Annotated in this window: 10 protein-coding genes; 6 read left to right on the plus strand and 4 right to left on the minus strand. The window is 52.4% G+C overall.

All coding sequences use genetic code 11. The annotated features are described in order from the left end of the window. Window positions 1-17: 17 nt before the first annotated feature. The 3 genes from ABV298_RS25440 to ABV298_RS25450 all read right to left on the minus strand — a co-directional run bounded on the left by ABV298_RS25440 (window position 18) and on the right by ABV298_RS25450 (window position 6,835). On the minus strand, window positions 18-3,356 hold the full coding sequence (locus ABV298_RS25440; RefSeq protein ID WP_353718942.1) for a SusC/RagA family TonB-linked outer membrane protein: 3,339 nt from the start codon (window positions 3,354-3,356) through the stop codon (window positions 18-20). A 436-nt stretch (window positions 3,357-3,792) separates the two neighbouring features. Beyond that, the gene (locus ABV298_RS25445; RefSeq protein WP_353718943.1) at window positions 3,793-6,285 is read right to left on the minus strand and encodes a beta-propeller fold lactonase family protein; all 2,493 of its coding nucleotides are present in this window, start codon (window positions 6,283-6,285) and stop codon (window positions 3,793-3,795) included. A gap of 181 nt (window positions 6,286-6,466) precedes the next feature. Then, entirely contained in the window at window positions 6,467-6,835 is a 369-nt protein-coding gene (locus ABV298_RS25450; RefSeq protein ID WP_353718944.1) for a helix-turn-helix domain-containing protein, read from the minus strand. A 191-nt stretch (window positions 6,836-7,026) separates the two neighbouring features. Between ABV298_RS25450 and ABV298_RS25455 the strand changes: the two genes are divergently transcribed. From ABV298_RS25455 to ABV298_RS25470, 4 genes are all read left to right on the plus strand, one after another. Further along, on the plus strand, window positions 7,027-7,221 hold the full coding sequence (locus ABV298_RS25455) for a hypothetical protein (RefSeq protein ID WP_353718945.1): 195 nt from the start codon (window positions 7,027-7,029) through the stop codon (window positions 7,219-7,221). Between the two features lie 83 nt (window positions 7,222-7,304). Then, window positions 7,305-8,234: an alkene reductase gene (locus tag ABV298_RS25460; RefSeq protein ID WP_353718946.1), complete on the plus strand. Its 930-nt coding sequence runs from the start codon at window positions 7,305-7,307 to the stop codon at window positions 8,232-8,234. A gap of 65 nt (window positions 8,235-8,299) precedes the next feature. Beyond that, complete coding sequence (locus ABV298_RS25465; RefSeq protein ID WP_353718947.1) at window positions 8,300-8,746, plus strand: DoxX family membrane protein; 447 nt, start codon at window positions 8,300-8,302, stop codon at window positions 8,744-8,746. Window positions 8,747-8,903: 157 nt separating this feature from the next. Continuing rightward, window positions 8,904-9,887, plus strand: a complete 984-nt coding sequence (locus tag ABV298_RS25470) for a DUF1259 domain-containing protein (protein WP_353718948.1) — start codon at window positions 8,904-8,906, stop codon at window positions 9,885-9,887. A gap of 66 nt (window positions 9,888-9,953) precedes the next feature. Here ABV298_RS25470 and ABV298_RS25475 read toward each other — a convergent pair whose 3' ends face one another. Continuing rightward, window positions 9,954-10,739: a TlpA disulfide reductase family protein gene (locus ABV298_RS25475; protein ID WP_353718949.1), complete on the minus strand. Its 786-nt coding sequence runs from the start codon at window positions 10,737-10,739 to the stop codon at window positions 9,954-9,956. Between the two features lie 268 nt (window positions 10,740-11,007). Here ABV298_RS25475 and ABV298_RS25480 point away from each other — a divergent pair, with 268 nt between their 5' ends. Further along, entirely contained in the window at window positions 11,008-11,544 is a 537-nt protein-coding gene (locus ABV298_RS25480) for a Crp/Fnr family transcriptional regulator (RefSeq protein ID WP_353718950.1), read from the plus strand. 79 nt (window positions 11,545-11,623) lie between these two features. Continuing rightward, complete coding sequence (locus ABV298_RS25485; protein WP_353718951.1) at window positions 11,624-12,808, plus strand: epoxide hydrolase family protein; 1,185 nt, start codon at window positions 11,624-11,626, stop codon at window positions 12,806-12,808. Window positions 12,809-12,962: the final 154 nt, after the last annotated feature.

Genomic DNA, 12,962 nt, shown 5'->3' on the forward strand with positions numbered 1-12,962 from the left:
CTGAATGAATTGGGTAGTTAAAAATCAAGAGACAGCTTGAAGCCGTAGGACCGGATGCTCGGCAATGTTGCCCGAAGGATTCCCTGGCTGGTCCCCACACCGGAAAATGCCGACTCGGGGTCTTCGTGCCGGCCGGATTTGTTCCACTGAAACAGGTTCCTGCCCACCAGGGCCAGCGTTACATTGTTGAGCTTGTAGGCGCGGGTCAACGCAGGCGGCAATGTGTACGCCAGCGAGATCTCTCTCATTTTGAAGTTGGTGGCATCGTAAGTGCGGGTCGCGCTGAAATTCCAGATAATGTCGCCGTAGCCGTTGTAGGGAAAGTCGTAGAATGTATTGTTCGGGTCCGCGCCGTTGACGATGTAGTCCGAGTCCTTCGCATCTTTCGGGTCGCCTTCATAGGCCGGGTTCAGAAAAACGCCTTTCACGTAGCTGGCATCCTGAAAATCGGAGCGTTTGCCGTCGTTGTTTGCATTGATCGCCTCGTATTGGCTGGCACCCGCCGCAGGCCATACCAAACCGCCATGCTCGGCATCGCGGCCACCTACCCACCAAGGATTATTGTCGCCCGAGCCCAGGGTCGAGGTCGCCCGGCCGTTCGATTCGAGGTACTGCTGGTTCACCGACACATATTTTCCACCTTTGCGAAGGCTACCCACCATATTCAGTGTAAATTGTTTGTAGCGAAGGGTCGTGTTCAAACCAAGGATGAAGTCGGGATTGAAGTTGCCGAGCTGCCCCCGGTCGCGTTCGTCGGACGACGCCTGGATTTTTCCCTGCTCGCTGTCCAGCAAAGGCATTCCCGCATATTTGCCCGTTTTCACCCGTAGTACCGGGTTTTCTTCGTAAATGTTACCGATCGTCTCGCCTTTCGCGATTTTTACTTTGGTTTTACCGTCATAACTGGCGAATACGTAGCCATTGGGTGCGAAGTTGTCCGACAGGCGCGTGATCGTGGCCTTGTAATGGGTGAAGCTGGCAGAAACATCCCATGTGAAGTCTTTCGTCCGGACGGGCGTCAGGTTCAATCCCCATTCGAAACCTTTGCTCTGCACGTCGCCGATATTGGTCAAAAGGCCGGTATACCCGGTTCCCTGCACCAGCGGGATGTTGTCGATCTGGTTCTTTTGGGTTTTGACAAAATAAGTGAAGTCGAATTTGATCTTGTTTTGCAGCAACCAGAGGTCGATCCCGGCTTCCTGGGTAACGGAGTGCTGTGCTTTGATATTCGGGTCGACGATGCTTGCTTTCAGGCTGACGGTGTTGATCGCGCCCCATGGACTGGGGTCGTAGGAATAGGTGTCGATCGAACGCTGCCTGGTCAGACCGTTACCTACATCGGCCAGACCGAGGCGGAATTTGAGCAGGTTGAATGACTCTGGCAATTTGAATGTCTCCGAAGCCAGCCAGCTCAACGAAGCCGACGGATAGAAGTAATGGATCTTTTCTTCCGCCAGGATTCCTTTCCAGTCGTTGCGGCCGGTTACGTCGAGGAACAGTTTTTCATCCCAGCCGAAGGTGGCGGTCCCGTAAGCGCTGATCGACTTGCTGGTCAGGAACGGATCGCCGGCAACGGTCATCGTTCCAGCCTTGATATTGGCCAGGGTGAACAGCGAGGGCGAGTTCAGGTCGTTGCCCGTGATTTCCATGTTGCTGGAATTGGTATAGCGGTAATTTCCGCCGCCTGCCAGGGTTAGCGACAGCTTTCCAAAATCCCTGGTGTAAGTCAGGATCGCATCGGTGTTGGCCTCCACGCTGCTGTTGGTCCCCTGTACATATTGACCGTAAGGGTCGCCTTTCTCGCCCCATGATTTGCGTAGCTCGTAATTCTCTTTGACATTCTCCATGCCGGTACGCAGCAATAGCGAAAGGTGATCATTGAATTGCCAGTTCAGCTGCAATTTCCCGAAGTAGTTATCACGGCCGAAACGGTGGATCTTCTCATAGGTCGTCCACCACGGGTTGTTTTCAGCTACGGAAATGCCGTCGTCCTTCATGATGGCGCCGTTTTGTAACGACCCTTCGAAGCCATCGAGCCAGTAGCTTTTCATGTCCGACAGCGGTTGGAGGTTGCTCGGCATATTGAACAGGAGGCTGTTGAGTACGCTGTTCGAGCCGGTGGTATTGGCCTTGTTCGGGTTGAATGTGTTGATATACCGGGCACTTACTGTTACCGACAGGCGGTTGGTGATATTGTATTGCGAGTTGAAATCCACCGATTTCTGCTGGGTCTTCGTATTGGGCATTACGCCATGATTGGTCATATTGGACAGCGACAGGCGGAATGAGCCTTTGTCGTAGTTGCCCGTCACGGCCACGTTGTTGGAGAAGGTGCTGCCCGAGCGCAGGTACGCCTTTACGCGGTTTTCGCGCGAGGAAACCATCGGCCCGTTCTTCCAGCTTTTGGATTTCACATCCCAGTAATCGGAGACGAAACTGCCGTCCAGTTTCGGTCCCCAGGTATCGGTGTTGTCGTACTGCCATTCATAGGCGCGCTCACCCTGCCCGAACTCCATCTGGCTGTCGATAAACTGATAAGGTTTTTCCACCGTCGCCATCGTCGAGAAAGAAACGCCGAGGCCTTTTTTGGCACCTTTGCCCGATTTGGTCGTAATCATCACCACACCGTTACCACCTTCGGCACCATAGAGTGCACCGGCGCTGCCGCCTTTCAGGATCGTAATCGAGGCAATGTCGTTGGGGTTCAGTTGCGAAAGGATGTTACCGAAATCGACGCCGTCTTTGGCTGTGAACGTCTGGTTTCCTACCGGTATCCCGTCGATCACGTACAACGGCTGCCCTTTGATAGCCACATTGGCCCCGCCGTCGCCGGTAGTCGGCATGGCCGTCGTTCCACGGATATTGACGAGCACCGAAGAGGTCGGGTCGCTGCTCAGGCTGGTGAGGTTCACCCCTGAAACTTTCCCGTCGAGGGATTTCATCAGGTTCGGGTTGCCGGCACGTACAATATCGTCGTTTTTGATGTTACTCACCGAATAAGCCAATTGTTTCGAGTCCCGGCTGATGCCAAGAGCTGTCACAACCACCTCTTTCAGGTTCTCCGCGCTGGGGACAATCGCTACGTCGATGACGCTCCGGTTGTCCACCTGAACTTCCTGCTGCTGATAACCTACGAACGAGAAAACCAGCGTCGGATTTCCCGGTCCTACCTCGATCGAATACGCGCCCGAGGCGTCCGACGACGTCCCCGTTTGCGTTCCTTTGATAAGGATATTGACACCGGGCATCGCTGTACCATCCTCTTTTGAGGTAACTTTTCCTCGTACAACCTGGGCTGTCGCCGAGCTGGCGAGGCTGATAGCCGAAATAAAGACTATCCATTTGAATAATGCCACCTCGCGAAATTTGAAAAAAGAACACATATGATTGATTGGGTAACGGTTAATTGTCCTGTCTACCGGTAAATGCTTCGAGGCATAAAAAGCTCGCGTTCAGTAGATGACAGAACATATACTCGGTAACCGGCCACTTGGGCTATTGTCGGGTCGGGATTACGGAAATTTGAAAGCGCGCTTTTCGAAAATACCTTGGCCATATGCCGTCCGCCGGAAGAAATTGAGCAACAGGGAATAGCGTAGCCGGACGTAGGTATAATTACGTTGAGGCCTAAACGAAAGCCGTCGGAGTGCAACTGACACTGCCGGCTGCTTATGTGCATGCGCCGGCCTGCCGTCGCTTTCCGGCACGGGCAAAAACCGGTAGTGGCCAGTTCCGGATCTGTTCCGTCGGCCTGACTAGTTTCGCCTTTGGCAAGCGGGAGCGAAAGGCATTTCAATCCTGATCGAATTCCTCATCCTCTTCTTCTCCTTTTTCAAGCCTGACGAAAGCGCCACGCCGGGGAGCGGGCATTACGCTTTTCTCCCCGCGCACGGTTTGCCATACGATTTCGCTGAAAACCAGATCGTCGATCGCGTCGGGTACGGAAAGATCGAACTGATCGGAGCGGCGGGAATTTGTATTGACGGCCATATTCTTCTGATCAAGGTCTACACCCGGTTTCCGGGAGGTAAATGCGGCAGGATTAGGCTTATTGTTGAAACATCTCCACATCGGCGTGGCAGCCGCATCGTACTGGCTCATCGGTTTCAGCCCCAATATCAGTTCGATGGTACGGAGCATTCCCGAGGTGGAGTACATTGTGTGGTCGGCAAAGCCGCGTTTTACGAAACCGCCGGCAACGAATGCAATGGAGCGGTGTGCATCTACATGGTCCGGGCCATTCTGAGCGTCGTCTTCCAGGATAAACACCACTGATTCGTTCCATACCTTGCTTTTGGAAAGGTGCTCCACAAAGCGTCCCACGGCCAGGTCGTTATCGGCAACCGCGGCAAATGGCGTCGCTTTTCCGACGCTGGCGCCCGAGGTATGATCGTTGCCAAAACGAATCGTGTTCAGTCTCGGGAGAGTGCCCGATGCCACCAGCCGATCGAAATCCTTCTCCCAGGCGGCTTCCCTGTCGATGTCCTTGTAGCCGAGGTCGTAACCTTTGAATGTCGGACAGTACTTGCCTTCCAGGGTTTTGATATTTGCTTTTCCTTCATCGGCGAACCATCCATAGCTACGGAACGTCACGCCTGCGCGCAATGCGTGGTCCCATATGAATCCATCGCGGGGGTGGGCTATTTCTTTTTGGCCTTCATAGTCGTAAGTACCTCCGCGGCCTCCGTAGCTGGTGACCCAGTTCTTTTCCACGTAATCGTTGGCATAGGCCGCCGACGACCAGTTATGTCCGTCGGCGCTCACTTCGGCGTCGACATAAAAGTTATCTAGCAACACAAATTCACGGGCGAGCGCGTGCTGATTCGGCGTGATTTTTTCGGGAAACAAACAAAGCGAACTGTCGCCGTTCCCTTCCTTCATATCCCCGAGTACCTGGTCATAAGTACGGTTTTCCTTGATGATGTAGAACACATATTTGATCGGTGACTTGTCGCCTACTTTCATTGGGATGGGATTCCCGGCCTCGCCTTCAGCATGAAGCTCCTTATTTTTGGTATAAGGTGTATTGGCGTAAACGACCCGGGAATATGCCGACAGCATTTGGGCCGACGGTACATCGATAATCGACAATGTGCCTTTGAACAACCCGCCAATGTACTGTTCCCTGCCCGTATAGGCCTGCGGGTTCGGCCCCACCTGCTGCGGAACCTTCGAAAGATTCGGGTTCGGGCCTTTGGGGTTCGCCCTGGACGAAAAGCCTTTTCCGTTGGTAACGAATATCTTAGGGCCGATCGTTTTTACCGCCGTCGGGTACCAGCCTGTCGGGATAAATCCGACGGAATGGCTGCGTCCTTTGGTTTCTACATCAAATACCGCCAGGCAGTTATTATCGGCGTTGGCGATGTACAGCGTTTTTTCATCTTCGCTGAGCGCCAACCCGTTGGGCGTCGTGCCTACCGGCGCATTCGGGAAAAGCGACGCGGTTAATGTCTCGGAAACCTGCCTTTTGTCCAGGTCGATGAGCGCTACGGTGTTATCGTTGCCATTTGCGACATATAAAAACTTGCCGTCCCTGGTCAGCAGCAGGTCGTTGGGGTTTTTGTTGGTGGCAATTTCGGCTGAAATTTTCAATGTTTCGGTATTCACAACCGCCACCCGGGAACCGCCCCAGAGCGAAACATACAGCTCCTTGCCGTCGCGCGAAAGCAGGCAGGTGTAAGCGGCGGCACCCAAATTGAGCTTTGAAGTCGCTTTTTTCGTCCGGATATCACAAACATAAAGCGAGCAGTCTTCCTTGGTCACCACATAAATCCTGTGCTGCGCGTCGTCCACGGCTATTCCGGCGGGGGAAATTTTAACGGGCCACGGTTTCCCCAACACGATCGGCTCGGAGGGTACAAGCTGCCCGCTTTCAATTTTGAATACCAAAATTTTGTTGTCGTTTCCGCCGGACGCATACAACGTTCGTTCATCCTGGCTGAATGCAAGGCCCAGGTATGATTTGGCAACTGTGGCCGTATCCAGCACTTTTTCCGTCGCCGCGTCGATCAGGGTAATGCTCTGCGTGCTTTGTCCGTTGTTGGTTACAGCCAGGTATTTTTTTGATGGAGAAACCACCAGGTTCAGGGGCAGATCATCCAGATCCAGGCTTCTCCCCACGGGCGTCAGCGACCAGCCATTGGGCAGGCCGATGCGTTTCGAGGAAAGTTCCTTATAAACGGCCGCCTCCTCCGACTGCCGCGGGGAACCGGCATTTTTCTTACAGCCGAAACCAAAAATACAGCTCAGCAGCAGGCAGAGCCCGAAACTCAAATTTTTTATCATGGTTGCGCAGAGGATAAGGAATAATCGGTAGCAGGAAATCCCGGATGGCTCGATGCGGCAAAGGAATTTACAACCGTTCAAATGTAGCTTTTCACAACCGGTAAAAATCAATTCGTAAATTAATGAATTGTTAAGTTAACCAACGCGGTGAGTTTCGCCTGGCATCATTCCCTGGAGGTTTTCAGCCAGCTTTTTTTGCTTTTTTACTTTCTGCATAATGCTCGCCCCAATTGATCAATGCGTCGTAAACGGCGTGAAGCGATTGGCCCAGCGGGGTTAACCGGTATTCTACACGAGGCGGTACCTCGGGATAAACCATCCGCGTGACGATTCCGTCCTGTTCCATTTTACGTAGCTGAGCGGTGAGCGTCTTCTCCGAAATATTCTCCAGCTGGTTGTTAATGTCACAATATCGTACCGATTCGCGATCGCGGAGGAGGCCGTATATCCTCATTATCCACTTGCCGCTGATGGTGGCCAGGGCCAATTCAATCGAGCAGGCGGCCGGCGCTTTTTCCCATTCTTTCCGGGTTGTTCTGTTATATGCCAATTTCTACTGTTTCGAGGTGGATATGCTAATACCGGTAAAATTTAATCAATTTTTTTTCATTCGGTAAACCGGTGATACTGAACAATGCAAACCTTCAATGCAGTTGCGAACATCGAGGTAAGTTCTTGTAGCATAGATAAAATAGGTCTGTAATTTGTTCGAAAAACCACGGGTTTAAATAACGAATTACAATGAAAAGTACATCTTTATTCGCTCCCTTCGACCTGGGCGGACAACAATTATCAAACCGGATTGTGATGGCACCAATGACGAGGACCCGTACCTCGCCCGGGGATGTGCCGAATGAGCTAATGGCGAAATATTACGGGCAGCGCGCCAGCGCCGGGCTGATTATCGCGGAAGCCACCGACGTCGCCCCCCCATAGCAAGGGCTATTTATGGACGCCGGGCGTTTATACGGACGAGCAGGTTCAGGGATGGAAATTGGTGACGGATGCCGTTCACCGGAATGGCGGTAAGATCTTTTTTACAAATATGGCATGTGGGACGAATGTCACATGTTTCGCTGATGCCGGATGGCCAGCAGCCCTGGGGTGTTACCGGGGAACAGGCTACCGGCTCCGACGTGTTCGCGCACGGCAGCGACGGCAGGTTAACGTTTGTGCCAGCCAGTAAGCCCCGGCAAATCGGGACGGACGAGATACCTGCATTGCTGGAAGATTTCAGATGGGCGTTTCAGAATGCCGCCGAGGCTGGATTCGACGGAATCGAACTGCACGCGGCCAACGGCTATCTGTTCGAGCAATTCATGAATTCGACGCTTAATACACGTACCGACCGCTACGGCGGGCAGACCCTGGAAAACCGAACCCGTTTTCTGCTTGAAGTCGTCGACATCGCGGGCGAGATATTGGGTGCGGACAAAATCGGGGTCAGACTTTCGCCTTTCGGGCATTATAACAGCATCCCGGCGGACCCGCACGCCGGGGAAACGTTCTTCTACTTGTCCGGGGAATTGGACCGCCGAGGCATTGCATACCTCCATCTTCTTTACCAGCTTATGCCGGCCGGAAATATGGAAGAAGTAACCAAATTCGAAGAGACGAACCTTCCCGACTATTTTGTCAAAAAGGTTCGCGATGAATTCCGTGGAGCAATTATCTGGTGCGGCAGTTTTGACAAGGAAACGGCTGAGCGTGCATTGGCTACCGGCATGGTGGACCTGATCGCCTTCGGGCGTCCTTTTATAGGTAATCCCGATCTGGTTGCCCGGCTCAGGAACAATTGGCCTTTGACGGTGGCAGACCGTTCGGTCTATTACACCAGGAATGGCGAAACCGGGTTCACCGATTTTCCAAACTTCGCCCCCCCTGGCTACGGAGGCCCGCTCACAGCTGGCGGCCGGACTATAAATGTGCAGTTTCTTAAACTGGTTTAAGTTTTTTCACATCTTTCGCCCGCTATTTTGCGCTGTTAACATCCGATAAAACGATGACCGGTAAAATGGCGTACTCCCCTCAGCTTTTTTCAAGGATTGCCATCGCGGCGACGATGCTTTCGGCGGTAGCCGACAGGCTTGGCCTCTGGGGCGATAACGCGAGCTGGGGCAACTGGCAGAATTTTGAAAAATATACGGCGCAGCTCACCTTTTTCCTCCCTGAAATTTTGAGCAAATTCTCCGCATACGCTGCTACTTCCCTGGAAATTATATTGTCTGTGATGCTGATTTCAGGTTTCAAGACGAAAATAGCGGCGATTGCCACGGGAATCCTCTTACTGATTTTTGCATTGGCGATGAGTATTTCGCTGGGAATAAAAGCACCCCTGGACTATTCGGTCTGGATAGGCAGTTCGGCGGCATTTATGCTTGCGGCCCAAAATGGCAACTTCCCGGCACGGCGGCAAGGCGGGTGGCGAAATCGGGATTGCAATCAGCATTCCCGAACGTAAACCATCGGCTGTTATGCGGCCGCTTTGAGTGCTGTGTTCTGCAAGTATTCTTCCGAAAGTAAAATCCGTACAAATCGTAATTTTCATTCTATTTTTTTAGTACGGTATGTGGTAGATTGCAACTTACCTTTGACGAACCAGACCCAACCGACCGATGATGACCGATACACTTTTTTCCAGAAGGAGCTGGCTGAAAACAAGCTCCGCTTTTGCAGCTGCGGAATGGGCAGGGGTTGCCGTTTCCCCTGCAGCCAATGCCCCGGCCCAAACCCCGCCGTTGACCCCTGAGGAAATCGCCGCCATCGAAAGCGCAATGGGCAGGAAGGGAACCTACAATGAAGGTCAGGCCGTCCATACCACGCCGCTTCCAAGGAACGATCTGAAAGTCACGATTAAAGGAGAGGCCGTGCCGATTCCGTTCGGTTTTGGCGGCTGGGCGTCCGTTAAGAAAACGGTGGATGGCAAGTCGGCCGTTTTGATGAGCGATACGGTACTTTTGGAGGAAGAAGTAAACCCGCTTATTTCAGCCGCACATGAAAATGGGCTTGAAATAGGGGCGATCCATAACCATTTCTTCTACGAGCAGCCACGTATATTTTACATGCACCTGCACGGGATGGGGACACCGGAGCAATTGGCTCGAAAATTTGCGGAAACGATCCGCAATGCCAGGATTTCGCCTGCTAACCAGCCAGTCGTTTCCGCCCCACCTGCCGTAACGGCGAAGGAGCTGTTTAACCTTTCAGAGCTGGATGCGATTGTCAAATATACCGGCACGGTAAACGGCCCGGCCTACAAATATACCGTGGGACGCGACGACCTGACGGTTATGGCGATGGGCGCAGAAATGACCGCCGCGATAGGGTTGAATTCCTGGGCGAGTTTTGCCGGCACGATCGACAAGGCCCACATTGCCGGGGACATTGCCATGCTTGAAGGGGAAGTGAATAGCGTAATTAAGGTGCTCCGCGGACATGGCCTGGAAGTGGTAGCATTGCATAACCATATGCTGGGCGATTCCCCACGGATGATTTTCCTGCATTACTATGGCAAAGGTGCGGCAACAACGCTAGCCCAGGGGTTCAGGGCCGCGCTGGATGTGCTCGGCAAGCCGGTCAACCCGGCCCATAAAAACCATTGACGGTACAAGAACAACACAGGCCAGGTGCCGAAGACTGAATGCCGTCGGTTTTCGCCTGGCAGGCCGTCAGTTCGCGATGGAATGTGCGGCTAATATTTCTTTCAGATCGTCCACGTGGTTGCACACCCCGGCCACACGGCCACTTTTGTCGATAAGCATGTGTGTCGGGTAGCTGTTGATGTTCAAGGTATCGTTCAGGTAACTCTTTTTATCGGCTACCACCGCATAATCGAATTTTCTTTTTTGAAGAAATTTCTCCAACGCGCCCTGCGGGTCCATCGCGACGCTCACGAACAGCACATCTTTTCGCGCCCGGTTGCTTGCCACGATCGCATTCAGCCCGGGCATTTCCGCAATACAGGGCAGGCATCCGATAAACCAGAACTTCATGACCACGAATTTGCCTTTGGTGGTCGCGGTGTCGAAAACCCGGCCGTCGATAGATTTGTATCCAAACCCGCTGAGGGGCTTCCCGACTCTGAGAAAATCTCTGTAATCGCTGTAAGCGGTTGCGCGAAGCTGGTTCCGGATAGTTTCATTCATATTGCTGTCGATCTTTTTGAGCTTGTATTGAATGGCCGTATCACCCAGGGTGTACTTCAAAACGGCATATTCGCCCGTGCTGTATTTTTGCATGAAAGAGTCGAGCGGGATCACACGTGCGTCCGTATCGAACGGCGTGAAATGTTTGTAAAATTTGATGTTTTTGGAATGGTAGTTCCACCAATGCGGAAAGTCTGCCAGCGCATTGCCGGTACCTTCGACCGGCCTTCCAAGCTTGTCCCGGTCGGCGGAACAGGCTAGCGCCAGGATGGATAACAGGAAAAGTGTCAGGTTCTTAGAGAGAATCATAACAAGAACGGTTGATTGGAGACAAAGTGCCCGGTAAGGCGGTTCCCGTGTTGCAAGTACTGCTGACAAACGGGTGTAAAATTTTTCCTGACAGGGATATGGACGATAATGTATAATTAATTTGTATGTCAATCAAGCACTCTGAATTTGCGGGCCACATTCAGGGAAAAAAGATGTATTTTTCACCGACGCTACCCGAATAATTCCGGTAGTATCGGAAATTGCCGGAGGCAGGCGAGGCGGCTAATACTAATATTCTCAAAAATTCATGGCAGACCCACACATACAGGCTGAATGGGGGAAATTCAGCCACCTGTTCATGCGGGAGGAAATTCCTGCGAAAACGGTACTGCTTGGGGAAGGGGAGATTGCCCGAAAAGTTTACTTTATCGAAAAAGGGTGTCTCAGGCTTTCTTTCAACAAGGATGGCAAGGATATTACCTTCCAGTTTTTCTTTGAAGGAGAAGGCGTTTCCTCGGCCGAAAGTTTCCGTTACAACCAGCCTAGCCTTTACGCGATCGAGAGCCTTGAACCCTGCGTCGTGCACACACTCACCAAAAAGGATTATTTCGGGATCATGGAGGCTTCGCCATTGATCCGGGAGGCGCTGGAAGAGCAAACCCTCCAACGCTTGCTGTACGTCGAAAAGCTGTTTCTTTCAAGGATCAAAAACAGCCCCGAGGAAAGGTACAGGGAGTTGCTCGAACAGCGCCCGGAGATCCTTCAAAGGGTACCCCAGCATTATATTGCATCTTTCCTCGGAGTTACTTCCGTTTCTTTGAGCAGGATCAGGAACAGGAGGTAGCATTTATTAACAATTGTTATCGCCCGCCGGAGGCATGGTACCGAATTTTGTAATGTTCACATTCAAACATTTGATAACCATGCGACCATTCCGGATTGAAATTCCCGACAGTGATATCGATTATCTCAGACAAAGGCTTGCCAATGCCCGCTGGAACCCAACGCAAAGCGGATGGGAAAAGGGCGTTCCGGTCGGTTATCTGAAGAATACCGCCGACTATTGGCTCAATCAGTTCGACTGGAAAAAACAGGAGGCGGACCTAAACCGATATCCGCATTTTATTACGGGGATTGATGGGCAGGACATCCACTTTCTGCATATCCGATCGCCCAGGGCAAATGCAGTCCCGCTGATGCTGATTCACGGCTGGCCGGGATCGTTTGCGGATTTCACCCGGGTTATCGGGCCGCTTTCTAACCCGCAGGAATCCGGCCAGGTGGCGTTCGACCTGGTTATCCCTTCCATTCCGGGCTTTGGGTTTTCGGTGCCCGTTAAGGAGAAAGGGTATAATATGTTCAGAATTGCCGCCACATTCGCGACCCTGATGGACAGGCTGGGCTACGAGCGATTCGCCGTACACGGAGGCGACATGGGCGCCGGTGTAGCGGGCATCATGTCGGGAATCGCTGCGCATAGATTAATAGGTACCCATATCAATTCGGATTTTTTCGCGGTCGCCGGGCTAGGCATGTTCCCCTCCGACCGTTCATCTTTCACCGACGAGGAAAATCTCGGACTGGAACGGATGAAGCGGTATCAAAAAGACGGAACGGCCTATTTGGAAATACAGGCGACCAGGCCGCAAACGATCGGAACCGCCTTGTCGGACAGCCCGGTGGGACAACTGGCGTGGATGGCTGAAAAATATAAAGAATGGACCGACGAGGCCAAAGAGCTGCCGGAAGACGCCATCGGTATGGACCAAATGCTGACGAATGTATCGTTATACTGGTTCAACCAACTGGGAGCATCCAGCGCAGCAATCCTCTCCGAAAATATGAGCATGGCATTCGACTGGGGCGGCGGCAATGCACAGGAAGCCAATCAATGGGCAGGTCCGAAAGTCCCCTCGGCAATCGCCTGTTTTGGTAAAAAAGAAGATGAAACCCTGTTGAAAAAACTGGCTTCGCTGATGGGCGAACCCGACAGATGGTCTTTTTATGACAGCGGATGCCATTTTCCGGCCATGGAAGTCCCCGATTTGCTGGTTGAAGACATCAGGCAGTTTTTCTCGGCCATTCTACGCAAGGACAAACCGTATTGAACGCCGCCAATTACAATGCCGCGTCGTACGCCATGGCACCGACGATTTCAGGACGAGGGTTCAGAGGGACAAGCAGTGAACAATGATGCGCAGGGATTGGAGCTCTTTAGATTTAATTGCAAAAAACAAATGCAAGGCAAGTATCTGGCAAAAC

Source organism: Dyadobacter sp. 676 (assembly GCF_040448675.1).
Taxonomy (GTDB): domain Bacteria; phylum Bacteroidota; class Bacteroidia; order Cytophagales; family Spirosomataceae; genus Dyadobacter.

Bases quoted from the DNA above. Each gene is read 5' to 3' on its own strand.
- ABV298_RS25445 (WP_353718943.1), bottom strand. From the start codon at position 6,285: ATGATAAAAAATTTGAGTTTCGGGCTCTGCCTGCTGCTGAGCTGTATT.
- ABV298_RS25455 (WP_353718945.1), top strand. From the start codon at position 7,027: ATGAAAAGTACATCTTTATTCGCTCCCTTCGACCTGGGCGGACAACAA.
- ABV298_RS25460 (WP_353718946.1), top strand. From the start codon at position 7,305: ATGGCGGTAAGATCTTTTTTACAAATATGGCATGTGGGACGAATGTCA.
- ABV298_RS25465 (WP_353718947.1), top strand. From the start codon at position 8,300: ATGGCGTACTCCCCTCAGCTTTTTTCAAGGATTGCCATCGCGGCGACG.
- ABV298_RS25470 (WP_353718948.1), top strand. From the start codon at position 8,904: ATGACCGATACACTTTTTTCCAGAAGGAGCTGGCTGAAAACAAGCTCC.
- ABV298_RS25475 (WP_353718949.1), bottom strand. From the start codon at position 10,739: ATGATTCTCTCTAAGAACCTGACACTTTTCCTGTTATCCATCCTGGCG.
- ABV298_RS25480 (WP_353718950.1), top strand. From the start codon at position 11,008: ATGGCAGACCCACACATACAGGCTGAATGGGGGAAATTCAGCCACCTG.
- ABV298_RS25485 (WP_353718951.1), top strand. From the start codon at position 11,624: ATGCGACCATTCCGGATTGAAATTCCCGACAGTGATATCGATTATCTC.